The organism is Paraburkholderia sp. SSBN10T (genome assembly GCF_056619545.1).
On sequence record NZ_JBWQQI010000018.1, the window covers coordinates 124,861 to 148,297 of the forward strand.

Sequence of the window (23,437 nt, forward strand, 5' to 3'; positions counted from 1 at the left end):
CTCGCTGTATGCAGCTTACGCAGCCGGCGTTTCGCCTTCGCCTGCAGCAGCAGCGTCGCCTTCAGCGACTGCACCAGCCGGGATCGTCGCGGATGCAACCACCGGGTTTTCAGCTTCAACGTGTGCAACCAGCGCGACGCCAGCCGGCAGGACGATGTCCTTGGCGTGCATCGTTTGACCGGCTTCGATCTTCGCGAGGTCGACTTCGAGGAATTCCGGCAGTGCGGACGGCAGGCACTCGATTTCGATTTCGTTCAGAACGTGCGAGATCACCGCGCTCGACAGCTTGACTGCCGGGTTCGATTCCTGGTTCATGAAGTGCAGCGGCACCTTGGTGTGCAGCTTCTTCGATGCATCGACGCGCTGGAAGTCCACGTGCAGCACGAGCTGACGGAACGGATGGTATTGCACGTCGCGCAGCAGAACCTGTTGCGACTTACCGCCGACTTCCAGATCGAGAATCGACGAGTGGAAAACTTCTTTCTTCAGGGCGTGCCACAACGCGTTGTGATCGAGTTCGATCATTTGTGGTTCAGCACCAGCGCCATAAACGATTGCCGGCGTCTTGCCGGAAATACGCAGGCGGCGGCTCGCACCCGTACCTTGCAGGGAACGCTCGAAAGCGACTACTTTCATGTTGAATCTCCAATGCACTGCCCGCGACCAGGCAGTAAAAACGGGGCCTTCACGCCAATTTGGCTGAGGCCCCAGACTCGACGGCACGAACCTTCGTTCGCTCATGCCGATTGTGCAAAAGCGCAACGTGAATCACGTTGCGCCTTCGCAAATACTTAACTTTCTGCAAACAGCGACATCACCGAATCGCCGCGGCGGATCCGCGAGAACGTTTCGGCCAGCAGACCTGCGCTGGTCAGCGAGCGGATCTTCGCGCACGAGCGGGCTTCTTCGCCGAGCGGGATCGTATCCGTCACGACCAGTTCGTCGAGCGCGGAAGCAGCGATACGCTCGCCGGCGCCGCCCGACAGAACCGGGTGAGTTGCATACGCAAACACCTTGGTTGCACCGCGTTCCTTCAGCACCTGGGCCGCCTTGCAGAGCGTGCCGGCGGTGTCGACCATGTCGTCCATGATCACGCAGGTACGGCCTTCGACTTCGCCGATGATGTTCATCACTTCAGCGACATTCGCCTTGGGACGACGCTTGTCGATGATCGCGAGATCGCAGTTCAGTTGCTTGGCCAGTGCACGCGCGCGCACCACGCCGCCGACGTCCGGCGACACGACCAGCAGGTTCTCGTGATTCTGCTTGCGCAGGTCGCCGAGCAGCACGGGCGTTGCGTAGATGTTGTCAACGGGGATGTCGAAGAAACCTTGAATCTGGTCAGCGTGCAGATCCATCGTGATGATCCGCTCGACGCCGGCGATTTCCAGCATGTTCGCCACGACCTTGGCCGAGATTGCCACGCGCGCCGAACGCGGGCGGCGATCTTGACGGGCATAGCCGAAGTAGGGGATAGCAGCAGTGATCCGGCCAGCGGATGCGCGCTTGAGCGCATCGACCATGATCATCAGTTCCATCAGATTGTCGTTCGCCGGTGCGCAGGTGGATTGCAGGACGAAGACATCCTTGCCACGCACGTTTTCCTGAATCTCGACCTGGATCTCACCGTCAGAAAAACGGCTGACCATTGCTTTGCCGAGGGGAATACCGAGGATTTTTACGACTTCGTGTGCAAGCGCGGGATTCGCGTTGCCAGTAAAAACCATCAGGCCGTCATGGCTGCTCATCATGCACCTGCTTCTGGCTGGGGGGCGAGGAAATGCGAGAATTTTTTGGCAGGGGAGGAAGGACTCGAACCCTCGAATGCCGGAATCAAAATCCGGTGCCTTAACCAACTTGGCGACTCCCCTACACTAACTTTGAGCTTCACCGAGCGTGTAGGACCGCTCGACGATGCAAAACCTATGACGCGAAAGCGAAGAGTGGATGTGTATCCAGGCTTGCTGTTACCGCGCTGTTCCAGCCGCTCGGCAGTTTGGCTTGCGCCGCTTCTGCTTCATCGCGACTACGGAACGCTGCAAAAACACTTGCACCTGATCCAGTCATTCGCGCCGGCGCGATGTTTTCAAACCATCCAAGCACCTGCGCAACTTCCGCGTATTTTCCCACGACAACCTGCTGCATGTCATTGCGGCCGAAACTGTCTGGCCATTCTGCGCTGCAACTATGCTGTGCAAGAAAGTCCGTAATTGTGAGGGGTTTTGAATCTCTTGTCAACGATTTCTCGGAAAAAATCGCTGCAGTTGGAACATGAACCCGAGGCGTCACAACAAGGAAATTACGAGCGGGCAATTGTACAGCCTCCAACGCTTCTCCGACACCCTCTGCGAACGCATTTTTCCCAAACACAAAGAAAGGCACGTCGGCGCCGAGCTTCAGGGCCAGCGCCTGCAGTTCTTCGCGTGGCAAATCGAGCTTCCAGAGACGGTTCAATGCGAGCAGCGTGGTGGCCGCGTCCGAGCTGCCGCCGCCGAGGCCGGCGCCCATCGGCAGGTGCTTGTCGATCTCGATGTCGACGCCTTGCTGCGTGCCCGTATGGTTTTTCAGCAGCAGTGCGGCGCGCACGGTCAGGTCTTGCTCGGCCGGCACGCCGGATACGTCGCTGCTGCGCGTGACGAGGCCGTCGTCGCGACGCGTGAAATGCAGCGTGTCGCCCCACTCGAGCAACTGGAACACGGTCTGCAGCGCGTGATAACCATCCGGCCGGCGGCCGGTGATGTGCAGGAAGAGATTCAGTTTCGCTGGCGCGAGGCAATCGCGCAGCGAATCGTTCGTTTCAATCATGAGTCAGGACAAATGGCGGGGCTAACACGAGGCCAACGCGGCGCTGACCGATCTATTGGTCGAGCACGAGCTTGATGTCGAGCGGTGGCTCCTCGCGGCTCAGGTTGACTCGCTTGAGGCCGGTGGCCGGTGCGTCAGCATACGCGAGATAGTCGATCGTCCAGCCGTCCTGGACGATTTCCTTCAGATGCGACGGATCTTGCGGATCCTTTTCGGTTCTCGCTCGCGAGGTGGGCGCAGCCGATGGCTGCAGCCAGTAGCGCAAGCCTTCGACCGGCAGCGCAAAGCCGAGCGCATTCTGCATCAGCGTGGACACGTTGTCGGCGGTGAGCGGCTGGCGGTTCGGCAGCTCGAGCGAGGCCGCGGCCGGCGACGACGTCACGATCGCGAGCGTCTGGCCGAGCGGATTGCGCAACTGCAGCGTGACCGTATCGCCGGCTTCCTGCCAGTCGAAGTTGCCGTAGGCGTTGCGTTGCTGGCCGTTCTGGTCGACGTACTGAACCGCGAAGCGGCCGTGATAGGCGCGGCTCGTCTGTGCGGTGACGGAGGTCGTGGCGTTCGACAGCGACGGCTGTTGTGGCCTGACCGAGGCGCAGCCAGTCAAGCCGGCCAGCGAGACGGCCGCCGCCGCTGCCAGCCCAAGCGCCGCGCGACGCGGCGCCTGGAGATAACCGAACAAGCGAAGAGAGCGGGTAGGGCGGTTCGAAAGCAGCATCAGAGATCGTTCACCTGAAAACGTTTGAGCGTTTTGAGGAGCGTATCGTTGTCAGGTTCCAGCTTGCGCGCTTCGCGCCAGGCGTCGCGTGCCTGATCCTGCGCGCCGGTCTTCCACAGCACTTCGCCCAGGTGCGCGCCGATTTCCGCGTTCGGCTGCAGATCGTAGGCCTTGCGCAGCAGCTTGAGCGCATCCGAAATGTCACCGAGGCGGTACTTGACCCAGCCGACGCTATCCATGATGAAGGCGTCGTCCGGCGCCAGCGACGAAGCCTTCTGGATCAGCTTGTCGGCTTCCTGCAGCCGCACGCCGCGGTCCGCCAGCGAATAGCCGAGCGCATTGTAGGCCTGCGGGTTGTCCGGCTGCGTTTCGATCAGCTTGCGCAACTGCGCTTCCATCGTGTCGTAATGGCTGTTCTTCTCGGCCGCCATCGCGTAATCGTAGGTCAGATCGGGGTCGTCCGGGAAGTCGGCGGTGGCTTGCGCGAGCCGCGCTTCGGCTTCCGGATAACGCTTCGCGTCGAACAGGATGGCGGCGTCCGTACGGGCGATCAAGGCCTGATCGCGCGGGTCCGGGGTCTGCAGGCCGGCGAGCAGCTTGCGGGCATCGTCAGGCTTGTTCTGCTTTTCGAGCAACTGGGCGCGCGTGATCTGCGCCGGAATGTATTGCTGGCTCGACGGCGAAATCTTGTTGAGCCAGTCGCCCGCTGCCGCGTCGTTCTTCTGTTCGAGCGAAAGCTGCGCGAGATAGATATACGCCTGGCCTGCATCGGCGCCCGGCGTCTTCTCCGCCTTCTGCGCATACTGCTGCAGATAGGTCTGCGCGGTCGGGAAATCCTTTTTCTGGATGCTGATCAGCGCGAGCGCCATCATCGGCGTCAGGTCGTTCGCGTTGTCCTTGTGCATCTGCTCGAACTGCTTTTGCGCGTCGTCGAGGCGGTCGCTGGCGAGATACATCTGCGCCAGCGCGAGGCGCGCATCATGTGATTTCGGATTCTGCTGAACGTAGCTTTCCAGCGAGGCGATGCCTTCCTTGCGCTCTTCCGGGCCCATCTGCGACAGCGTCAACGCAGCCGGCAGATAATCGGGCTTCAGCGTGAGCGCCTGCTCGAGCGACTTGCGTGCGCCCGGCGCGTCGTTCGCCACGATCTGCTGGCGGGCGATAGCGAGCTGCGCTTCGGGGCGGTTCAGGTCGTTCTTCAGCAGGTCCTGCAGCACATGCAGGCCGCCGATGCGATTCGGTCCGCGCGAGATCAGCAGTTGCAGCGCGAGGATCGCGCTGCCGCGATTCTGTTCCGGCACCTTCGCGAGTTCGTTCGCGAGCAGCGGCTCGGCGTCGTCCGGCTTGCCCGACAGCACGAGCAGCGAAGCATCGAGTTGCGCGGCGCGTTCCGACGTAGGCGCATACTGCTGCCACAACTGCGCAGCCGCCAGCGCGTCCGAGGGACTTTGTGCGGCCAGCGCGATTTCGGTAGCGCGTTGCGCCATCCGCGGATCGTGGGTATCGCGCGCCAGTGCGAGGTAGGTCTGATACGCCGGCGCCGGCTGATCGCGCTGCAGGGCGACTTCCGCCGCGAGCACCTGGAACACGATCTGGCTCGTCAGCGGGACGCTGGGCAGATCCTTCTGGTCGTCCGCCGTTTGCACCCCGAGCGCATCCGGCATGGAGACGGAGTTGTCGTCCGAATCAGGAGAAGGATCTTGCGCATGCGCCGGCATGGCGGCGAGCGCCCATACGGCAAGCGCCGCCGCGCCGAGCAAGCGGCGAGCGGACACGGCGTGCGGCACGCGGGAAGTGCGCGCCGGGCGCTTCGAAAACAGCTTCACGAAGGACAAGTTCATGGAAATCCGTTCAATGTTTCGGACGATTGTAACGCGCTCGCTACAATAAGCGCACAACCACTCACGCAAGTTGCAGACCAGTTAGACATGCCAGAGTTGCCAGAAGTTGAGGTTACCCGACGAGGAATCGAACCGTATGTCTCCGGACGCCGGGTCGAGCGCGTCGACGTCCGCACCCCCGCGTTGCGCTGGCCGATTCCAGCCGACCTTGCGAAAACCTTGCGGGGCCATGTGATTCACAAGGTCGAGCGGCGCGGCAAGTACCTGCTGTTCGAAATCGACGCGGGCTGGTTCATTGTCCATCTCGGCATGACCGGTACGCTGCGGGTGCTGCGCAATCTGCCGCACCTGCCGGTGGCGGCCAGGCACGATCATGTCGACTGGATCTTCGACGAGTTCATTCTCCGCTATCGCGATCCACGGCGCTTTGGCGCGGTGCTTTGGCATGCGCGCGAAGACGGTGACGTGCTGGAGCATCCGCTTCTCGCCGGTCTCGGCGTCGAGCCGTTTTCCTCGGCGTTTTCGGGCGCGTTGATGCACCGGCAGACGCGCGGGCGCAAGGTCTCCGTCAAGCAGGCGCTGCTCGCGGGCGAGATCGTGGTGGGTGTGGGCAACATTTACGCATCGGAAAGCCTGTTTCGCGCCGGCATCAGGCCTACTACGCCAGCCGGCCGCGTTTCGCTGGTCCGCTACGACCTGTTGGCCGACGCCGTGCGCGTGACGCTCGCCGCCGCGATCGACAAAGGTGGCAGCACGCTACGCGATTTTGTGGGCAGCAATGGCGAAAGCGGTTACTTCCAGCTCGACTATTTCGTCTATGATCGCGCGGGGCTGCCATGCCGGGTGTGTGGAACGCCGATCAAACAGATCGTGCAGGGGCAGCGTTCGACTTACTTCTGTCCGACCTGCCAGCGCTAATTTTTCGATGCCCTCTCGCCTAACGCCGTCTTCGACGGCCACCGTTCCTGTTTTGTCCGTCAAGCCGGCCTTGGCCGATTTTTCCGCGCGCCTGATCTCCTGGCAACGCCAGCATGGCCGCCACGATTTGCCGTGGCAGAACACGCGTGACCCGTATCGCATCTGGCTGTCGGAAATCATGTTGCAGCAAACCCAGGTGTCGACGGTGATTCCCTATTACGCGCGGTTTCTGGCGCGTTTTCCGGATGTCGCCGCGCTCGCCGCTGCGCCGCTCGACGACGTAATGGCGTTGTGGGCCGGCCTCGGCTACTACTCGCGCGCCCGTAATCTGCACCGTTGCGCGCAGGCGGTAGTCGAACGGCATGGCGGGGCGTTTCCGGCTTCGGTCGAGGCGTTGGCCGACCTGCCGGGCATTGGCCGTTCGACGGCGGCGGCGATCGCGTCGTTTGCGTTCGGCGCGCGCGCAACGATTCTCGACGGCAATGTGAAGCGCGTGCTGGCGCGCGTTTTCGGCGTCGAAGGTTTCCCTGGCGAAAAACGTGTCGAGAATGCCATGTGGACGCTGGCCGAATCGCTGCTGCCGTCCAACGCCAACAATGCCGACGTGAGCGCTTATACGCAGGGCTTGATGGATCTCGGCGCAACGCTTTGCATGCGCGGCAAGCCCGACTGCGAGCGCTGCCCGTTCGCGCCTGACTGCGTGGCGAACGTGACCGGCCGGCAGCGTCAACTGCCCGCTGCACGGCCCAAAAAGGCGGTGCCGACGCGCCGCACGTGGATGCTCGTGCTGTGCGACGGCGACGCGGTGATGCTCGAAAAACGGCCGCCGTCGGGTATCTGGGGTGGGTTGTGGAGCTTGCCGGAAGCGGCCGACGAAGTTGCATTAGCCGAGCGGGTGCGTGAATTCGGCGGCGCCGGTGCCGTCTCGCCGCTCGCGCCTCTCACCCACACGTTCACGCATTTCCGGCTCGATATCGAGCCGCGCCTTGCGGAGCTGGATCGCGCCGGGGCTGGCTGGGCGGGATTGGCGCTCGGCGATGCGGAAACCGTTTGGGTCGCGCTGCGCGATATCGACGCGTACGGCGTGCCGGCGCCGGTGCGCAAGCTGTTGGACGGTCTGCACGGATCTTTGCTGTAGCGCTTGCTGCTATGGGCCTGCTGGCGGCGTTAGCTTTGTCGCGAACTCCACCGCGCCGGTGCCCTCACAACAACTGATGCTGCTGCATGTAGTGATGAACCACGTCGATACGCGCGCCGGCTTCGGGCAGTTCCATCAACTTTTGCCGCGCCTTTAGGGCAATCGGCAGCACCTCCGAAAGCCGGTTGGACACCCATGTCGGATCGTCGAGCTTGAACGGCTCGGCAAACGGCAGACTGTCCGGATCGCGTTCGCGGATTGTCGCGATGATCCGTTCCAGTACTTCCGCGCAGGCGCCGAATTTGGCCAGATGGTCGTTGCCTTCGAGCGGCAGGTCGTCGGGTAGCGGTTCGGCCATGCCGACCAGCAGGCCGCTCGGCTCGACACGATGCGACAGCAGCTTGAAGCGCCGCGTACCGCGCGCGCGGATCAGCAGCATGCCGAAGGTTTCGACATCGCACTCTTCGATTTCAGCAAGGCAGCCGACGTTTTCAGGCACGGACGGTTCGTCCGGCTGCGCGACTTCTCCACCGCTTTTCAGCAGGCACACGCCGAAGGGCGTTTTTTCGCGCAGGCAGTCGCGCGCCATATCCAGATAGCGCGCTTCGAAGATCTTCAGGGGCAGCAGCCCGTCGGGAAACAGCACCGTGTGCAGCGGAAACAGCGGCACATCGGCAAGCACAGAAGTAGAGGGCATGGCGCAACGCTTCGGGTTAAGGCCGCGCGGTGCGGCCGGTTAAGCCACTAACTTCGATGATTCGCCGACGTCGACCGGCGCATCGCGGTGCCGCACGATTACATTGGCCTGTTTGGCAAGACGCGCGGCAAGCGTCTCGGCAATGAATACGGAACGATGCTGGCCACCGGTGCAGCCGATCGCCACGGTCAGGTAGCTGCGGTTGTCGTCGCGAAAGTGGGGCAGCCACTTCACGAGGAACATCTCGATGTCGCCCATCATGTCCTGCACCACGGGCAGCGCGCCGAGGAAATCGATCACCGGCTTGTCGAGCCCGGTGAGGGGACGCAGTTCATGATCGTAGTACGGGTTCGGCAGCGTGCGCACGTCGAACACGAAATCGGCGTCGAGCGGCACGCCGCGCTTGAAACCGAACGACTCGAACATCAGCACGAGACCGCTGTGCTCCTGTTCGATAAAGCGCTTGACCCAGGCGCGCAAGACGTTGGCGCGCAGGTTGCTGGTATCGATCTGATGGCCGAATTCAGCCAGATTCGCCACCAGTTCACGTTCGCGCTCGATCGCTTCTTCCAGCGACGTCAGCAGGCCGACGTCGGCGTTGCGCGAGGCCGAACCGGACAGCGGGTGGCGGCGGCGCGTTTCGGAGAAGCGCTGGATCAGCGCCTGCGTGCTGGCGTTCAGAAACAGCACGCGCACATCGTGCTCGCGCGACAGGTCGCGGATCATCGCGGGCATGTCGTCGAGCGAGGCGCTCGAGCGCGCGTCGATCGCGACCGCGAGACGGTCTTGCCCGTCTTCCGCGAGATAGGTGGCGAGTTGCGGCAGAAAGCGCGGCGGCAGATTATCGACGCAATAATAGCCAGCGTCTTCAAGCGCGTTCAGTGCAACGGATTTGCCGGAGCCGGAAATACCGGTGATCAGAATAATGCGCATGGAGTCGTCGAATCGGTACGTTTCATCATAGCATCTGGTCCCCGCGCGCGCCCTGCGACAGCCGGGCGCGTCGTGCGGTTTCAGATCAGCTTGCCTGGAAACTGGCTGTCCGGGTCTTGCATGGCGAGGCGCTGGCGATCCATGAAGTCGCGCAGCGTGTCGATGCCGCGCAGTTGCAGGATCGTATTGCGCACGGCGGCCTCCACCAGCACGGCCAGGTTGCGGCCGGCCGCCACCTGGATGGTGACCTTGCTGATAGGCAGGCCGAGTACGTCGACGGTCTGGCTTTCCAGCGGCAGGCGCTGGAATTCGCCATCCGGGCGGCGCACGAGCTGAACGATCAGCTTGAGCTTCATTTTGCGCCGGACGGCGGTTTCACCGAAGATGGTCTTGATATCGAGCAGGCCCAGGCCGCGCACTTCGAGCAGATTCTGCAGCAGCGGCGGGCAGCGGCCTTCGACGAAATCCGGCCCGAGGCGCACGAAATCCACCGCGTCGTCGGCCACGAGGCCGTGACCGCGACTGATCAGCTCGAGGCCGAGTTCGCTTTTGCCGAGGCCGGAATCGCCGGTGAGCAGCACACCCATGCCGAGAATGTCGAGAAACACGCCGTGCAGCGTGGCGCGCGGCGCCAGAATGCGCGACATGTACAGACGCAGGCTGTCGATCACGGCGGCGGCCGACATCGGCGTGGTGAAGAGCGGCGTGGACGAACGGGTACAGCGCAGCACCAGTTCCGGCGGCGCGGCGACCCCGCCCGCCACCACCAGGAACGGCGGTTCGAGGGCGATCAGTTCGGCCATGTGGCGCGAGCGGTCTTCGTCGGACTGGCGTTGGTAATAGTCGACTTCGGCGTCGCCGAGCACCTGGATCCGGTTCGGGTGGATCAGGTTCAAGTGGCCGACGAGGTCGGCGCTCGAGGTGGCATTGGCGACCGTTTCTGCCGAGAAGCCGCGCTCCCAGCCTTCATGCCCCGTCAGCCAGCTGAGTTTCAGCATGGCGGCGTTGTCGTCGAAAATGCTTTGGGCGTTGATGCTGGACGTATCCATGAGTCCGTGACTCCAGTGTGGGCCGCTGCCCCGCATACGCCGGCTGCGTCAGCGCAGCCGGATTGGCCGGCGCGAGCCGGGTTCGACACGGGTCCCAAGCCGCTCGCAGGCGGGGGACCGACGTGCGGATTGGCGCCGATGCATCAAGGTTGCCACTGAGTGAGCAGTCGATGCAATGCTTCGCGGTCTTCTTCCGTATGCAGCCGCTCGCGGGCTTCGCGATCGGACAGCAACTGGGCGATTTCCGAGAGGATTTCGAGGTGTTGCTGGGTGGCCTGCTCGGGCACCAGCAGGAAGATCAGCAGCGAGACGGGTTGACCGTCGGGCGATTCGAAGGGGATGGGCTCGGCGAGGCGCACGAAGGCGGCGAGCGGCTGCTTCAAGCCTTTGATCCGGCCGTGCGGAATCGCGACGCCCTCGCCAAGACCGGTCGACCCGAGGCGCTCGCGCGCAAACAGATTGTCAGTGACCGTGCTGCGGGCGATACCGTTCTGGTTTTCGAAAATCAGACCCGCTTGCTCGAAGACGCGTTTCTTGCTGGTGACCGATAGTCCGACGACGACGTTTTCGAGGGGAAGAAATTTGGCTAAACGATTCATGTTGGCAGGCGGAAACGTGGCCTGGATACTCCTCGCTGTGGCGTTTGAGTGGCGTTCCATTCTCGACTGATGCTCACGGCGATGTGCTTGGGAGCCCGAAAGCGCAGGACTCCCGCTGAATAACCCCGATTGACCCCGATGGTAACCGGCCCATTATAGAACAGCGCGACCGTGGATGGTGCGGCGCGCCATCCACGGATAGTAGTGCCATGTGCAGTGCCGCGCATAGCGCCGCCGTGACACGATGCGGCGACCGGCTCCCGCCAGGCTTGCGGCTGCATCACCCAACGAAAAACCGCCCGTCGCCGGGCGGTTTAGCTAGGTCAGGAAAACCCCTTCTAATCTTGCTTATTGCGGCGGCACTTCCACTTGCGGCGCCAGCGGCTGATACTTGATCGCTTCGTGCTGATGACCCTGCAGGCGATCTTTGTGACGGATAACTTGCCGGTCGAGCTTGTCGATCATCAGATCGATCGCGGCGTACAGGTCGCCGTCACAGCTCTCGACAAAAATGTCCTTGCCCTTCAGATGCAGGTTGATTTCAACCTTCTGCCTCTTTTCCTTTTCCTTGTGGTTGTCGACCGAGAGGACCACACTGCCATCGATCACCTGATCGAAATGTCTTAGCACCCTATCCAGTTTGGTGATCACGTATTCTCGCAACGCTGGCGTTACTTCGAGATGGTGTCCACTGATCTGCAGATTCATAGTGCTTCTCCAAGCTAGTGGCCGCTTGGTCCACACGATGGGGCAGTACCGGTCGATCTGACGGCTCGCCTGTGTCATCCCCCGTTGACTGACTACTGGCAGGTCGCATCGGCCGGCCTGTCCGCCAACGGGCGGAGCGGCCGGAAAATGCCCGCCACACGACGCGACGGGCTAAAGAGACTTGCGCAGGTTGACTGCCGGAATCCTGAGGGCTTCGCGGTACTTCGCGACGGTGCGCCGTGCGACCACGAATCCTTGTTCCGCCAGCAGTTCGGCTATGCGGCTGTCTGAAAGGGGAGATTTGGTGTTTTCCGCTCCTATCAGTTGCTTGATGAGGGCGCGAATGGCCGTGGAAGAGGCCGCGCCGCCCGTGTCAGTCGAAACGTGTGATCCGAAGAAGTACTTAAATTCAAGCGTCCCGAATGGGGTCAGCATGTATTTACCGGTTGTCACACGCGAGACAGTTGATTCGTGTAGGCCCAGCGTATCAGCAATTTCCCGCAAAACCAAGGGCCGCATGGCAATTTCGCCGTGCACAAAAAAGCTCTTTTGACGCTCCACAATGGCCTGCGCCACGCGCAGGATCGTCTCGAAGCGCTGCTGGATATTTTTGATCAGCCAGCGGGCTTCCTGTAGTTGCTGGCGCAGCGAGCCGCTGCCCGGGTCGCCGCGGTTGTTACGCAAAATATTGGCGTACAGGTGATTGATACGCAGTTTCGGCACGACTTCCGGATTCAGCTCGGCCTGCCAGCCTTGGCCCGTCTTGCGCACCATGATGTCCGGCACAACGTAGTCGGCCTCGGCCTTGCCGTAGGTGGCGCCCGGGAACGGTTCGAGCGAGCGGATCAGCACATGTGCGTCGCGCAGTTCGTCGTCGCTTGCCTTCAGGTGCTTGCGCAGGCGCGTGAAATCGCGCGCGGCAAGCAGCTCCAGGTGGTGGGCCACGATGTCGAGGGCGAGCGTTCGGGTAGACGAGGCTTCGAGGCGCAGCAATTGCAGCTTCAGGCATTCGGAAGCCGAACGTGCGCCGACCCCAGCCGGATCGAAGCTGTGCAGCAGCGCGAGCGCCGCGTTCAGTTCGTCGAGGTCGACTTCGAGTTCTTCGGGCAGGTCGGCCTGCACTTCCTCGAGTGTTGCGGTCAGATAGCCGTCGTCGTCGAGGGATTCGATCAGGAAGGTGATCAGCGCCCGGTCGCGCTGGCTCGCCTGGGTGACTCGCAATTGCGCCATCAGGTGGTCGCGCAGCGAGGTGCTCGATTCGTGGATCTGCAGCGGCGGCAGGTCGTCGTCGTCGGAGGCGGTGCCGGAGCGGCCGTAGTCGTCCAGATTCCACTGGCTGGAGTCGCCGTTGCCGTCGGCCGCGAGGCCGTTGTACTCGTCCACGCCCTGCGGTTCGCCGCTTTCGGCGCGCTCGCTGGTGCTGGTGGACGACGTGGCGGTGCTGCTGCCCATCTGCTCCGGCGCCGCGTTGCCCGGCGCCTGGGCGATCAGCGAGCCGTCGGCCGCGACCCGCAACGGACTGGCGATCCAGTCGTCCTCGTTTTCGAGCAGCGGGTTCTGGGAGATCGCCATCGCGACCTCCTGCTGCAGTTCGAGCGTAGACAGCTGCAGCAGCCGGATGGACTGTTGCAGTTGAGGGGTCAGCGCAAGATGCTGCGACAGGCGGAGTTGTAGGCTGGCTTTCATGGCAGGTTGAGATTCATTGTAAAGAGTTTGCCACGACCGCGATACCTTGCGACATTCGCAATAACGCGTGCACCGGGATTGGGTCTGCGGGGGAGAAGGCGGCCTGCCGCGTCAAAAATACGGGAAGGCCGCTGCAGCAAGGGCGGGCGGCCGGAGATGCCGCCGTGGAGCCCCTCGCCTCGTTACATGCGGAAGTGCTCGCCCAGGTAGACGCGCCGCACGTTTTCGTTTTCGATGATGTCGCCAGGCGCGCCGGCGGCCAGCACGCTGCCGTCGCTGATGATGTACGCATGATCGCAGATGCCGAGCGTTTCGCGTACGTTATGGTCCGTAATCAGCACGCCGATGTTGCGCTGCTTGAGGAATTTCACGATCTTCTGGATTTCCAGAACAGCGATCGGATCCACCCCGGCGAACGGTTCGTCGAGCAGGATGAAGCTCGGGTTGGTAGCGAGCGCACGGGCGATTTCCACGCGCCGGCGTTCGCCGCCCGACAGCGACAGCGCCGGATTGGCGCGCAGATGGGCGATCTGCAGTTCGTCGAGCAGCGCTTCCGTGCGGGTGGTGATGGTGTCTTTGTCGAGGCGCTTGCCGCTTTCGTCGAGTTGCAGCTCCAGCACGGCGCGAATGTTTTCTTCGACGCTGAGCTTGCGGAATACCGAAGCTTCCTGCGGCAGATACGACAGGCCGAGCGAGGCGCGCTTGTGGATGGGCAGCAGGCTGATCGACTTGCCGTCCAGATCGATCTCGCCAGCGTCGAGCGGCACGAGGCCCACGATCATATAGAACGAGGTGGTCTTGCCGGCGCCGTTCGGGCCGAGCAGGCCGACCACTTCACCGCTCTTGACGTCGAGCGACACGTCCTTGACGACCGTGCGCGAACCGTAGCGCTTCTTCAGATTGCGAACTGCCAGCGAACTGCTGGTCCCAGCCGGCTTGCGATGGGGGAGGGAGGGCGAATTCACTGAGTTCACTGGGCCGGGGTTCCCTGGAGCGTGGTGGACGGGACGAGCGTGGCCGAGGCGCCGGTGAGCGGCGCGGCGCCGCCGTTACGCGGCGACAGCATGGCGCGCACGCGGCCGCTCGGGTTGCCGGGGCCGGCGACATCCTTGCCCGCCTTGGCGGTATAGAAGTCGTTCTGGCCGTCATAGGTGATGACGCTGCCGTGGACCGTATCCATCACGGTCGACAGGCCTTGCAGGCGGTTCACCGTGGCGTTGGTGGTGAGCGTGGTGAGATCCTGCTTGCCGTCGTAGTCGATGCGGATGGCGGTGCCTTCGACATATTCATCGAGGCCTTCGCGCTTCTGGCGGAAATACGACAGGTTGCCGCCGCTCGACGTGCCGGTGGCGTACTGGTAGCCCTGCGGATCCTGGGTCACTTCGACACGGTCGGCCTTGATGACGATCGTGCCTTTGGTGGCCACGACGTGGCCGGTGAAGATGTTGACCTGCTTCAGGTCGTCGTAGGTCATGTTGTCCGCTTCAATATTGAGCGGCTTGTCCTTGTCGGCGCGTTCGGCGTGCGCCGGCGGCGCCATGCCGGCCAGCGGCAACGCGACCAGCAGCGCAACAAGTCCAGCGCGGCACGCGGACAAGCCGCGCGAGCGGCCGGTATCAAAACGGGGGAACAATTCGTTCATGCAGTCACGCTGGATTGGATTACCCGGGTTGCTTCAGGGAGCCGCCGGAGGCGTCGGACGCGGCGATCGCGCCACGGACGTTGCCGAACAGCTGCATTACCCGGCTGACGTTGTTGTAGTTCATGCCGCTGGCCGTCATGACTGACAGGCCGCGCTGAAGTTTAACCGGCTTTTCGGTCTCGATCACATCGTCGTTGACCAGCACCCGAAAATGCTGGGAATCGGCCTGCATCGGCGGGTCGCCGTCGCCGGCGGCGCGCAGGATGCGGGCGTGGTCGTACAGATCGACGATCGAGGCGTCGCCATTGACGGTGCCGGTGTCGCCGGTCGCCGTGACGATGGGCTTGCCCGGCTGGAAGGCGCGGATGGCCGGCTTGACGAGATCGCTCAGTTCATTGTCTTCGTAATGGATCAGGCTCGCGGCGGTCAGCCGGTACTGCGTGGCCCCCGACTGATCCAGTTCGGACACCGAGAAATTGTCGGCGAAGTAGTCGGGCGTGTGCTCCTTGGGCTTGATCTCGCCTTCGTGCGGCGGCGGCGCGGTGGCCTGCAGCAGCCACCACGTGATGCCGGCGAGCGCCGCCATGGCGACGAGCGGGATCAGCGAAGTAAGGCGGAACTGGTTCATCCGACGAGGCCCTGCTGCTGGCCGCCGCTGCACGCGGCCGCGAGCAGGGAGTCGTATTTGTTCTGCGCGCGCAGCAAGGTATCGCACACTTCGCGCACCGCGCCGTGGCCGCCGCGCGCTTCACTGACCCAGTGGGCGCGCGCGATCACTTCCGGATGCGAATTGGCCGGCGCCGCTGCAAAGCCGACCTTCAGCATCACGCCGAGGTCGACCCAGTCGTCGCCCATATAGCCGCATTCCTCGGCCGTGAGGCCGGTCTGCCTGAGCAGGTCGGCAAACGCTTCGGGCTTGTTTTCGATGCCCTGATACAGATGCGTGATCTTCAGCTCCCTGGCCCGCACCGCGACGATGCCCGACTTGCGGCCGGTGATGATGGCCGTCTCGATGCCGGCTTCGCGCAGGAGCTTCGCGCCGTGGCCGTCCATCGAGTTGAACGACTTCATCGTGTCGCCCTCGGCGGTAAACATCAGGCCGCCGTCGGTCAGCACGCCGTCGACGTCGAAAATCATCAGCTTCACGCGGCGCGCGCGTTCAGTGGCGGTAAGGGGCGCGGCAGCCATCAGATCACCTTCTTGGAGAACAGGTCGTGCATGTTGAGCGCGCCGATCAGCTTGCCCACTTCGTCGACGACCAGCATCTGGTTGATCCGGTGGCGCTCCATCAGTTCCACCGCTTCGACCGCCAGTTGGTCCGGACCGATGGTACGCGGGCCGGGTGTCATCACCGCGGCGATCGGCAGGTCGCGGAAGTCGCCGCTGCGTTCGAGCACGCGGCGTAGGTCGCCGTCGGTGAAGATGCCTTTGACGCGCTGGTTCTCGTCGACGATCGCCGTCATGCCCATACGCTTGGCGGTCAACTGGAACAGCGCATCGCGTACGGTGGACTCGGGCATCACCTTCGGCACCTGGTCGCCGGTGCGCATCACGTCGCGCACGTAGGTGAGCAGACGCCGGCCGAGTGCGCCGCCCGGATGCGAGCGGGCGAAGTCGTCCGGGCCGAAACCGCGGGCATCGAGCACCGCAACCGCGAGCGCGTCGCCGAGTGCGAGCGCGGCGGTGGTGCTGGCGGTGGGCGCGAGATTCATCGGGCAGGCTTCTTTGGCGACCCCGGCGTTCAGATGCACGTCGGCCAGTTGAGCGAGGCTCGAGGCCGGCTTGCCGGTGATCGCGATCAGCCTGGCGCCGAGCCGCTTGATGAGCGGCAGGATCGCAATCAGCTCTTCGGATTCGCCGGAATTGGACATGGCCACGAACACGTCGTCCGCCGTGACCATGCCGAGGTCGCCATGACTGGCTTCGGCCGGATGCACGAAGAACGCGGGCGTGCCGGTGCTGGCGAAGGTCGCCGCCAGCTTGCGGGCCACGTGGCCGGATTTGCCGATGCCGGAGACGACTACCCGGCCGCGGCAGCTAAGGATGAAGTCGATCGCCTCGACGAAGCCATCGTCGAGTTGATCGCGAAGCGCGCGCACGGCGTCCGCTTCGATGTCGAGCACGTCGCGAGCGAGCGCGAGTGCCCGGTCGCCATTGATTTTCGCTATCATGCGCGGAGTATAGCAAAGGCGTTTGTTCGCCGCGCCGGGCCTGCCGTGCCCAGCCGCTGCCCTTACCGGCCCCTCAACCTTGTCGCACGGCGGTTCGCGTGCGATGGTTATGTCGACGAACCAGGACGCTTTCCGATGATTTCCCCGCTCGAAATGACGCTGTTCCTGCTGCTGGCATCGGTGGCGGGCGTCGTCGTTTTCCGTTTCCTGAACCTGCCGCCCATGCTCGGCTACCTGACGGTCGGCATCGTCGTCGGGCCGCATGCGCTCGGCCTGATTCCGGATTCGCAAGGCGCGCAGAACCTCGCCGAGTTCGGCGTGGTGTTCCTGATGTTCTCGATCGGACTGGAGTTTTCGCTCTCCAAGCTGCGTTCGATGCGCAGGCTGGTGTTCGGACTCGGCCTGCTGCAGGTGCTCGGCACGGTAGCGGTGGCGGTGGGGCTGGGCTTCGTGCTGGAGCGCTGGATTCACATTACCTGGCAGGGCAGCATCGCGCTGGGTGGGGCGCTGGCCATGTCGTCGACGGCCATCGTCAGCAAGATGCTGGCGGAGCGGCTCGAGATCGAGACCGAACACGGCCGCAATATCTTCGGGGTGCTGCTGTTTCAGGATCTGGCGGTGGTGCCGCTCCTGATCATCATCTCGGCGCTGGGCGGCGACTCGCGCAGCCTGATGACGGCGCTCGGCCTCGCGGCGGTGAAGATCGTCGTGGCGCTGTCGTTGCTGCTGATCGTCGGGCAGCGCTTCATGACGCGCTGGTTCAACGTGGTGGCGCGGCGCCGTTCGCAGGAGCTGTTCATCCTGAACCTCTTGCTCGTCACGCTCGGCGCGGCGTTCATCACCGACAAGTTCGGGCTCTCGCTCGCGCTGGGCGCGTTCATCGCCGGCATGCTGATCGCCGAGACGCCGTACCGGCATCAGGTGGAAGAAGACATCAAGCCGTTTCGCGACGTGCTGCTTGGGCTCTTCTTTGTCACCACCGGCATGCTGCTCAATCCGGTCGTGATCTGGAAGCATCCGTTCATTGTGCTGGCCTTCCTGATCGGGCCGATGGTGCTGAAGCTGATCATGGTGACGGCGCTCTCGCGCCTGTTCGGCGCCTCGCCCGGGGTGGCGATGCGCACCGGCATCGGCCTCGCCCAGGCCGGCGAATTCGGCTTCGTGCTGCTGAACCTGATTCTCGACAAGCACCTGGTGGACCCTACCTTCCTGCAGGCGATTCTCGCGGCGATGCTGCTGTCGATGCTCGCCGCGCCGTTCATGATCCAGAACGCGGATCGCATCGTGCTGCGGCTGTCGTCCACTGAATGGATGATGCAGTCGTTACAGATGACGCGCATCGCCACGCAAAGCCTGAAGCAAAGCGGCCATACGATCATCTGCGGGTATGGGCGGGCCGGGCAGAACCTCGCGCGCATGCTCGAACACGAAGGGCTCTCGTATGTCGCGCTCGACCTCGACCCCGACCGGGTGGCGGCTGCGGCGGCGGCGGGCGAGTCGGTGGTGTTCGGCGACGCCGGGCGGCGCGAGTCGCTGCTGGCGGCCGGGATTCACCGGGCCGCCGCGGTGGCGATCACCTACGCCAATACACCGTCCGCGTTGCGGGTGCTGCACAACATCCACGAACTCGAGCCGACCTTGCCGGTCATCGTGCGCACGGTGGACGACGCCGACCTCGAAAAGCTGCTCGCCGCCGGGGCGACCGAGGTGATTCCGGAGATCGTCGAAGGCAGCCTGATGCTCGCCTCGCATACGCTGGTGCTGATGGGCGTGCCGATGCGGCGGGTGGTGCGGCGTGTCGAGGAGATGCGCGACGAGCGTTATAGTCTGCTGCGCGGCTATTTCCACGGCGCCGACGACGTGGGCGACGACGACAGTCACGAGCAGGTGCGACTACAATCGGTGCCGGTCGACGAGAACTCGGACGCGGTGGGCCGCACGCTGGCGGAGGTGGGGCTGTTCGAGCTGGGCGTCGAGGTGACGGCGATCCGCCGCCACGGCATTCGCGGCGTGGAGCCGGACCCGTCCACCAAGCTGCGCGCGAGCGACATCGTCGTGCTGCGCGGCCTGCCCGAAGCGCTGGCCGAAGCCGAAGAGCGGCTGTCGCGGCATCGCCGGGCGGGCGCGGCCGCCGCGCGAGATTCTTAGGTCTTTTACCCGGATCCATCGGGATCCATCTGGAGTCATCATGTCCAACGCGCTTGCGAGCGCGCCGCTCGACGCGGCTGCGTTCGTCAAAAGCCAGATTCGCACCGTGCCCGACTGGCCCCAGGCCGGCGTGCAGTTTCGCGATATCACGCCGCTGCTGCAGCATCCGAAGACGTTTCGGGTGCTGATCGACCTGTTCGTGCAGCGCTATATCGACGCCAAGCTCGACTACGTCGCGGGCCTCGACGCACGCGGTTTCATCATCGGGCCGGTGCTGGCTTACGAGCTGAACGTGGGCTTCATCCCGATCCGCAAGGCGGGCAAGCTGCCGTACAGGACGGAGTCCGAGTCGTACGAGCTCGAATACGGTACGGCGACCGTCGAGATTCACGCAGATGCCTGCTCGGCGGGCGACCGCATCGTGATCGTCGACGATCTGATCGCGACCGGCGGCACCATGATGGCCGGCAAGAAGCTGCTCGAGCGGCTGGGCGCAGAGGTGATCGAAGGCGCGGCGATTATCGACTTGCCGGAGCTGGGCGGGTCCGCGCTGCTGCGCTCGGCGGGGCTGCCGCTGTTTACCGTGACCGAGTTTAGCGGTCACTAGCATCGAGCCGCCGGAGGCGACCCGTTCGGGCCGACCCGCCGGCGCAGGTTCATCAGGCTTGGCCCGAAGATGCGCGGCCACCGGCAACACACTCGCGACGAGGTAAGAAGCATGCCCAATTTCCTGCTGTTCCTCGCCACTTCGGTGGCGATCACGCTGGCGCCCGGCCCGGACAACCTGCAAGTGCTGGCGCGCGGCATTTCGCAAGGGCGCGCGGCCGGCCTCGTCGCCGCGCTCGGCTTTGCGGCCGGCATCACGTTCCACACGACGCTCGCCGCGTTGGGCGTGGCGGCGTTGCTGCGCTCTTCGCCGCTGGCCTTCCAGGCTATCAAGTACGCGGGCGCCGCTTACCTGATCTGGATCGGCATCAAGGCGCTGCGCAGCCAGGGGCTCGCCACGGCTCATGAGCGTCCGGCTCAGCCGCTGTGGTCGGTGTTCCGCCAAAGCGTGTTCGGCAACATGCTGAACCCCAAAGTGACGCTGTTTTTCCTCGTGTTCCTGCCGCAGTTCATCGAACCGCATGGCGTGCAGAGCGTGACGCTGCAGATGCTCGAACTGGGCGCGCTGTTCATGCTGCAGACCGTGGTGGTGTTTTCGCTGTTCGGCGTGTGTGCCGGGATGATCGGTGGCTGGCTGAAGCGCCGCCCGCGCGTCGGCGTGTGGCTCGATCGCCTTGCCGGTGCGACCTTTATCGCGATCGGCATTCGTGTCGCGCTGCGCGACTGACGCGTTTAACGAGCGTCCGAATTGACTTGCGCGGCGCGGCTCGCCGTGCAGTTGGAGCATTCATGACTTTGCCCTGCATCACCAAGGCGCGCCGCTTCGAAGCGCACGCGCATCGGCCGTTCTGGATCGACGGCCAGCAGGTCGGCTGGGTTCGTGCAACGGATCTGCCGTTGCTGGCCCGCTGGCCGGATGTCTTCGATCTCGATGCCGCGTGCGTAACGTTATCGTCGCGCTTCAATACGCTCGACCTACGCAGCGCGGCGCTGGGCGCCGTGATCGGCGCGCTTGCCGCGGATGGCCGCATTCCCGGCTGGCGCGACGAAACCTATGCGATCCGCAATGCCTTCGACGCGCCGCCGCTTGCGTACATCGAACGCGCCGCGTCGCGCTTCTTCGGCACGATGACCTACGCGGTGCATCTGAACGGCGTCGTAGAATACGCGGATGGCGCACCGCAACTGTGGATTGCGCGCCGCAGCGACACCAAAGCGACCGATCCGGGCATGCTGGATAACGTGGTGGCGGGCGGGATCGGCTGGGGCTTCGGCATCGAGGCGACGATCGTCAAGGAGTGCTGGGAAGAAGCCGGCATTCCCGAGGCGATCGCCACGCGTGCCACGGCAGGGCGGACGGTGCACGTGCTGCAGTCGCTGCCGGAAGGCACTCAGGCCGAGCAGATTTTCGTCTACGACCTGGCGTTGCCGGCAGATTTCGCGCCGCGCAATCAGGACGGTGAAGTAGGCGAGCACCGCTTGGCGCGCATCGATGAAGTGGCGCGCTGGATCGAAGAGGACGCCATGACGGTCGATGCCAGCCTCGCGACACTCGACTGCCTGCTGCGCCGCCGCTGGATCGATGCGCAGGACTGCGCGGGGATCGACGCGCTGTTCGAACCGCCCGCCGTCGCATAGCGCAAGCAACACATTACGCATTGAAGAAGGGAGTCACCCAGGTCATGTCGACCGATCACAGCTTTATTCTCCAACTGTCGTGCGCCGACCGGCCCGGCATCGTGCATGCCGTATCGGGCTTTCTGTTCGAGCGCGGCAGCAACATTCTCGACTCGGCGCAGTTCGGCGATAGCCACACGGGCGAGTTTTTCATGCGCGTGCATTTCCAGCAGGTGGGCGGCGATCCCGGTCTGGAGGCGCTGCGCGCCGCGTTCGGCACGCTAGCCGACGAGTTCGGCATGCGCTGGGAACTGCACGACGCCAACGTGAAGCCGCGCGTGGTGATCATGGTCTCGAAGATCGGCCATTGCCTGAACGACCTGTTGTTCCGCTACCGCACCGGTCAGCTTGGCATCGAGATTCCGGCGATCATCTCGAACCACAAGGAGTTCTATCAACTTGCCGCGAGCTACGACATTCCGTTCCACCATTTCCCGCTGATGGCGTCGACGCCCGAAGGGAAGGCGGCCCAGGAAGCGCGCGTGCTCGAAGTGATCGGCGAGCACAAGGCCGATCTGGTGGTGCTCGCGCGCTATATGCAGATTCTCTCGCCGCAGTTGTGCGAGCGTCTCGCGGGCCGTGCGATCAATATTCATCACTCGTTTCTGCCGAGCTTCAAGGGCGCGAAGCCGTATTACCAGGCGTTCGACCGCGGCGTGAAGCTGATCGGCGCAACCGCGCACTACGTGACGACCGATCTCGACGAAGGCCCGATCATCGAGCAGGAAGTGGAGCGGGTCGACCACAGCATGACGCCGGATCAGCTTACGGCGATTGGCCGCGACGTCGAATGCGTGACGCTCGCGCGGGCGGTGAAGTGGCACGTCGAACATCGCATCGTGCTGAACGGCAGCAAGACGGTGGTGTTCCGCTAAGCCGTGGGCTGAGCTGACGCCGCCTGGCAAAAAAACGAAGGCCGCCGGTCATTGCGACAGGCGGCCTTTTTCATGGGGCGAAGCGCCGGCCAAGCGAGCCGTCGCTCAGGAGGCGGTCACACCAGCCGCAGATAGATCAGCTCCCGCTTGATATACGCATAGAAGATCGGCGCGGCAATCACACCGGGGATGCCGAACGCGGCTTCCATCACCAGCATTGCGATCAGCAGTTCCCACGCACGCGCCTCGATCTGCCCGCCGACGATGCGCGCGTTCAGGAAGTACTCGAGCTTGTGGATCAGGATCAGGAACACCAGCGACATGACCGCGGCCGGAAAGCTCACCGAGAGCGCCACCGCGACGATGATCGTGTTCGAGATCAGATTGCCGATCACCGGCAGCAAACCGACGATAAACGTGACGAGCACCAGCGTCTTGGAGAGCGGCAGCCGGTCGTGAAAGATCGGCAGCAGCACCAGCAGGAAGAGGCCGGTGAAGACCGCATTGATGGCCGAAATCTTCACCTGAGCGAACACGATGCGGCGGAAAGCGTCGGCAAAGCGCGTCACGCGGGTGACGAATGCGGTGGACAGCGGCAACCGTTGCATATGCTTCTGCGCGCCGACCGCGATGATCGCGCCGATGATCATGCCGATCAGGATATGCGTGAAGACCCGCGCCGCATTCTTGCCGCCTTGCTGCAGCATGCCGGCATGCGTTTGCATCAGTTCGGTGGCGCGCGCTTTCATCTGATCGGTGTCGACCGGCAGATAGTTGGCGACGAACTGCGGAATCCGGCCGCGCGCCTCGTCGATCAGTTGCATGGCCTGATCGAGCAGCGCCTGCACGTTCGGTACGTCACCCTCGAAATGATCGATGATGCCGATCACGAGCAACGTCAGCCCGCCGACGATCACCACCGCCAGAATCACCACGGAGAGCCAGCGCGCGCGCTGGCTGGACATGTGCTTTTCGATGCGCGGCGCGATCGTCTGGATGAGCTGATACACGAGCAGACCGGCCAGCAACGCGCCGAGCAGCCGCAGGTTGAGGACGGCCCACATGCCGAACAGCATCAGCAGATAGCTGCCGATCTCGACGGCGGACAGTTTTGGCAGGCTCATGTCGCTCGTCAGCCTGACCGGGCGTGGGCGCAGATCCTGCACCTGCCCATCTTCGGGCGCCTCGTTACGCTTGGTCATGGCTTATTTCCGTATCCAACCCAGGGT

24 protein-coding genes and 1 tRNA gene are annotated in these 23,437 nt (G+C 63.7%); 7 read left to right on the forward strand and 18 right to left on the reverse strand.

Annotation, left to right across the window (positions count from 1 at the left end; genetic code table 11):
- Positions 1-15: 15 nt before the first annotated feature.
- From AC1ECK_RS25450 to AC1ECK_RS25475, 6 genes are all read right to left on the reverse strand, one after another.
- A complete protein-coding gene (locus tag AC1ECK_RS25450) occupies positions 16-636 on the reverse strand; it encodes a 50S ribosomal protein L25/general stress protein Ctc (protein WP_480324024.1) in 621 nt (206 codons plus the stop codon).
- Positions 637-791: 155 nt separating this feature from the next.
- Entirely contained in the window at positions 792-1,751 is a 960-nt protein-coding gene (locus AC1ECK_RS25455) for a ribose-phosphate pyrophosphokinase (RefSeq protein WP_480324026.1), read from the reverse strand.
- A 43-nt stretch (positions 1,752-1,794) separates the two neighbouring features.
- Positions 1,795-1,871: transfer RNA gene (locus AC1ECK_RS25460), tRNA-Gln, on the reverse strand.
- Between the two features lie 52 nt (positions 1,872-1,923).
- A complete protein-coding gene (ispE, locus tag AC1ECK_RS25465) occupies positions 1,924-2,805 on the reverse strand; it encodes a 4-(cytidine 5'-diphospho)-2-C-methyl-D-erythritol kinase (RefSeq protein ID WP_480324028.1) in 882 nt (293 codons plus the stop codon).
- Positions 2,806-2,857: 52 nt separating this feature from the next.
- Positions 2,858-3,484, reverse strand: a complete 627-nt coding sequence (lolB, locus tag AC1ECK_RS25470; RefSeq protein WP_480324030.1) for a lipoprotein insertase outer membrane protein LolB — start codon at positions 3,482-3,484, stop codon at positions 2,858-2,860.
- A gap of 35 nt (positions 3,485-3,519) precedes the next feature.
- Positions 3,520-5,361, reverse strand: a complete 1,842-nt coding sequence (locus AC1ECK_RS25475) for a tetratricopeptide repeat protein (RefSeq protein WP_480324032.1) — start codon at positions 5,359-5,361, stop codon at positions 3,520-3,522.
- 87 nt (positions 5,362-5,448) lie between these two features.
- Between AC1ECK_RS25475 and mutM the strand changes: the two genes are divergently transcribed.
- A complete protein-coding gene (gene mutM, locus AC1ECK_RS25480; protein ID WP_480324034.1) occupies positions 5,449-6,279 on the forward strand; it encodes a bifunctional DNA-formamidopyrimidine glycosylase/DNA-(apurinic or apyrimidinic site) lyase in 831 nt (276 codons plus the stop codon).
- 7 nt (positions 6,280-6,286) lie between these two features.
- Complete coding sequence (gene mutY, locus AC1ECK_RS25485) at positions 6,287-7,417, forward strand: A/G-specific adenine glycosylase (RefSeq protein ID WP_480324036.1); 1,131 nt, start codon at positions 6,287-6,289, stop codon at positions 7,415-7,417.
- Between the two features lie 64 nt (positions 7,418-7,481).
- Here mutY and AC1ECK_RS25490 read toward each other — a convergent pair whose 3' ends face one another.
- The 11 genes from AC1ECK_RS25490 to kdsD all read right to left on the reverse strand — a co-directional run bounded on the left by AC1ECK_RS25490 (position 7,482) and on the right by kdsD (position 16,902).
- Positions 7,482-8,114, reverse strand: a complete 633-nt coding sequence (locus tag AC1ECK_RS25490) for an LON peptidase substrate-binding domain-containing protein (RefSeq protein ID WP_480324038.1) — start codon at positions 8,112-8,114, stop codon at positions 7,482-7,484.
- A 39-nt stretch (positions 8,115-8,153) separates the two neighbouring features.
- Positions 8,154-9,047 (reverse strand): RNase adapter RapZ, encoded by an 894-nt coding sequence (gene rapZ / locus AC1ECK_RS25495; RefSeq protein WP_480324040.1) that lies wholly within the window; start codon positions 9,045-9,047, stop codon positions 8,154-8,156.
- Positions 9,048-9,127: 80 nt separating this feature from the next.
- Positions 9,128-10,096: an HPr(Ser) kinase/phosphatase gene (hprK, locus tag AC1ECK_RS25500; RefSeq protein ID WP_480324042.1), complete on the reverse strand. Its 969-nt coding sequence runs from the start codon at positions 10,094-10,096 to the stop codon at positions 9,128-9,130.
- 143 nt (positions 10,097-10,239) lie between these two features.
- Complete coding sequence (locus tag AC1ECK_RS25505; RefSeq protein ID WP_137955000.1) at positions 10,240-10,755, reverse strand: PTS sugar transporter subunit IIA; 516 nt, start codon at positions 10,753-10,755, stop codon at positions 10,240-10,242.
- 288 nt (positions 10,756-11,043) lie between these two features.
- Positions 11,044-11,403 carry a ribosome hibernation-promoting factor, HPF/YfiA family gene (gene hpf / locus AC1ECK_RS25510; protein ID WP_090684953.1) on the reverse strand — a complete coding sequence of 120 codons (360 nt, stop codon included), beginning with the start codon at positions 11,401-11,403 and terminating at the stop codon, positions 11,044-11,046.
- Positions 11,404-11,574: 171 nt separating this feature from the next.
- Positions 11,575-13,089, reverse strand: coding sequence for an RNA polymerase factor sigma-54 (locus tag AC1ECK_RS25515; RefSeq protein WP_480324044.1), 1,515 nt, complete (start codon positions 13,087-13,089; stop codon positions 11,575-11,577).
- A 182-nt stretch (positions 13,090-13,271) separates the two neighbouring features.
- Positions 13,272-14,054, reverse strand: coding sequence for an LPS export ABC transporter ATP-binding protein (lptB, locus tag AC1ECK_RS25520; protein ID WP_480324046.1), 783 nt, complete (start codon positions 14,052-14,054; stop codon positions 13,272-13,274).
- 5 nt (positions 14,055-14,059) lie between these two features.
- Positions 14,060-14,731 (reverse strand): lipopolysaccharide transport periplasmic protein LptA, encoded by a 672-nt coding sequence (gene lptA / locus AC1ECK_RS25525; RefSeq protein ID WP_480324048.1) that lies wholly within the window; start codon positions 14,729-14,731, stop codon positions 14,060-14,062.
- 19 nt (positions 14,732-14,750) lie between these two features.
- A complete protein-coding gene (gene lptC, locus AC1ECK_RS25530; protein ID WP_480324050.1) occupies positions 14,751-15,359 on the reverse strand; it encodes an LPS export ABC transporter periplasmic protein LptC in 609 nt (202 codons plus the stop codon).
- Positions 15,356-15,919, reverse strand: a complete 564-nt coding sequence (locus tag AC1ECK_RS25535) for a KdsC family phosphatase (RefSeq protein ID WP_480324052.1) — start codon at positions 15,917-15,919, stop codon at positions 15,356-15,358. The genes lptC and AC1ECK_RS25535 overlap by 4 nt, the downstream gene beginning before the upstream one ends.
- Positions 15,919-16,902, reverse strand: coding sequence for an arabinose 5-phosphate isomerase KdsD (kdsD, locus tag AC1ECK_RS25540; RefSeq protein WP_480324054.1), 984 nt, complete (start codon positions 16,900-16,902; stop codon positions 15,919-15,921). The genes AC1ECK_RS25535 and kdsD overlap by 1 nt, the downstream gene beginning before the upstream one ends.
- Positions 16,903-17,037: 135 nt before the next feature.
- Here kdsD and AC1ECK_RS25545 point away from each other — a divergent pair, with 135 nt between their 5' ends.
- The 5 genes from AC1ECK_RS25545 to purU all read left to right on the forward strand — a co-directional run bounded on the left by AC1ECK_RS25545 (position 17,038) and on the right by purU (position 22,208).
- The gene (locus AC1ECK_RS25545; protein ID WP_480324056.1) at positions 17,038-19,050 is read left to right on the forward strand and encodes a monovalent cation:proton antiporter family protein; all 2,013 of its coding nucleotides are present in this window, start codon (positions 17,038-17,040) and stop codon (positions 19,048-19,050) included.
- 40 nt (positions 19,051-19,090) lie between these two features.
- The gene (locus AC1ECK_RS25550) at positions 19,091-19,657 is read left to right on the forward strand and encodes an adenine phosphoribosyltransferase (RefSeq protein WP_480324058.1); all 567 of its coding nucleotides are present in this window, start codon (positions 19,091-19,093) and stop codon (positions 19,655-19,657) included.
- Between the two features lie 111 nt (positions 19,658-19,768).
- Positions 19,769-20,383: a LysE family translocator gene (locus AC1ECK_RS25555; protein ID WP_480324060.1), complete on the forward strand. Its 615-nt coding sequence runs from the start codon at positions 19,769-19,771 to the stop codon at positions 20,381-20,383.
- A 62-nt stretch (positions 20,384-20,445) separates the two neighbouring features.
- Positions 20,446-21,294: an NUDIX hydrolase gene (locus AC1ECK_RS25560; protein WP_480324062.1), complete on the forward strand. Its 849-nt coding sequence runs from the start codon at positions 20,446-20,448 to the stop codon at positions 21,292-21,294.
- Positions 21,295-21,338: 44 nt separating this feature from the next.
- Positions 21,339-22,208, forward strand: a complete 870-nt coding sequence (purU, locus tag AC1ECK_RS25565) for a formyltetrahydrofolate deformylase (RefSeq protein ID WP_480324064.1) — start codon at positions 21,339-21,341, stop codon at positions 22,206-22,208.
- Between the two features lie 116 nt (positions 22,209-22,324).
- On the opposite strand, the gene AC1ECK_RS25570 is transcribed toward purU, so the two are convergent.
- Complete coding sequence (locus AC1ECK_RS25570) at positions 22,325-23,410, reverse strand: AI-2E family transporter (protein ID WP_480324066.1); 1,086 nt, start codon at positions 23,408-23,410, stop codon at positions 22,325-22,327.
- Positions 23,411-23,437: the final 27 nt, after the last annotated feature.

Bases quoted from the DNA above. Each gene is read 5' to 3' on its own strand.
- AC1ECK_RS25555 (WP_480324060.1), top strand. From the start codon at position 19,769: ATGCCCAATTTCCTGCTGTTCCTCGCCACTTCGGTGGCGATCACGCTG.
- AC1ECK_RS25475 (WP_480324032.1), bottom strand. From the start codon at position 5,361: ATGAACTTGTCCTTCGTGAAGCTGTTTTCGAAGCGCCCGGCGCGCACT.
- mutM (WP_480324034.1), top strand. From the start codon at position 5,449: ATGCCAGAGTTGCCAGAAGTTGAGGTTACCCGACGAGGAATCGAACCG.
- mutY (WP_480324036.1), top strand. From the start codon at position 6,287: ATGCCCTCTCGCCTAACGCCGTCTTCGACGGCCACCGTTCCTGTTTTG.
- AC1ECK_RS25535 (WP_480324052.1), bottom strand. From the start codon at position 15,919: ATGGCTGCCGCGCCCCTTACCGCCACTGAACGCGCGCGCCGCGTGAAG.
- AC1ECK_RS25505 (WP_137955000.1), bottom strand. From the start codon at position 10,755: ATGGAACGCCACTCAAACGCCACAGCGAGGAGTATCCAGGCCACGTTT.
- AC1ECK_RS25570 (WP_480324066.1), bottom strand. From the start codon at position 23,410: ATGACCAAGCGTAACGAGGCGCCCGAAGATGGGCAGGTGCAGGATCTG.
- AC1ECK_RS25515 (WP_480324044.1), bottom strand. From the start codon at position 13,089: ATGAAAGCCAGCCTACAACTCCGCCTGTCGCAGCATCTTGCGCTGACC.
- AC1ECK_RS25455 (WP_480324026.1), bottom strand. From the start codon at position 1,751: ATGATGAGCAGCCATGACGGCCTGATGGTTTTTACTGGCAACGCGAAT.
- kdsD (WP_480324054.1), bottom strand. From the start codon at position 16,902: ATGATAGCGAAAATCAATGGCGACCGGGCACTCGCGCTCGCTCGCGAC.
- hprK (WP_480324042.1), bottom strand. From the start codon at position 10,096: ATGGATACGTCCAGCATCAACGCCCAAAGCATTTTCGACGACAACGCC.
- purU (WP_480324064.1), top strand. From the start codon at position 21,339: ATGTCGACCGATCACAGCTTTATTCTCCAACTGTCGTGCGCCGACCGG.
- AC1ECK_RS25545 (WP_480324056.1), top strand. From the start codon at position 17,038: ATGATTTCCCCGCTCGAAATGACGCTGTTCCTGCTGCTGGCATCGGTG.
- lptA (WP_480324048.1), bottom strand. From the start codon at position 14,731: ATGAACGAATTGTTCCCCCGTTTTGATACCGGCCGCTCGCGCGGCTTG.
- rapZ (WP_480324040.1), bottom strand. From the start codon at position 9,047: ATGCGCATTATTCTGATCACCGGTATTTCCGGCTCCGGCAAATCCGTT.
- ispE (WP_480324028.1), bottom strand. From the start codon at position 2,805: ATGATTGAAACGAACGATTCGCTGCGCGATTGCCTCGCGCCAGCGAAA.
- AC1ECK_RS25550 (WP_480324058.1), top strand. From the start codon at position 19,091: ATGTCCAACGCGCTTGCGAGCGCGCCGCTCGACGCGGCTGCGTTCGTC.
- AC1ECK_RS25560 (WP_480324062.1), top strand. From the start codon at position 20,446: ATGACTTTGCCCTGCATCACCAAGGCGCGCCGCTTCGAAGCGCACGCG.
- lptC (WP_480324050.1), bottom strand. From the start codon at position 15,359: ATGAACCAGTTCCGCCTTACTTCGCTGATCCCGCTCGTCGCCATGGCG.
- AC1ECK_RS25450 (WP_480324024.1), bottom strand. From the start codon at position 636: ATGAAAGTAGTCGCTTTCGAGCGTTCCCTGCAAGGTACGGGTGCGAGC.
- hpf (WP_090684953.1), bottom strand. From the start codon at position 11,403: ATGAATCTGCAGATCAGTGGACACCATCTCGAAGTAACGCCAGCGTTG.
- AC1ECK_RS25490 (WP_480324038.1), bottom strand. From the start codon at position 8,114: ATGCCCTCTACTTCTGTGCTTGCCGATGTGCCGCTGTTTCCGCTGCAC.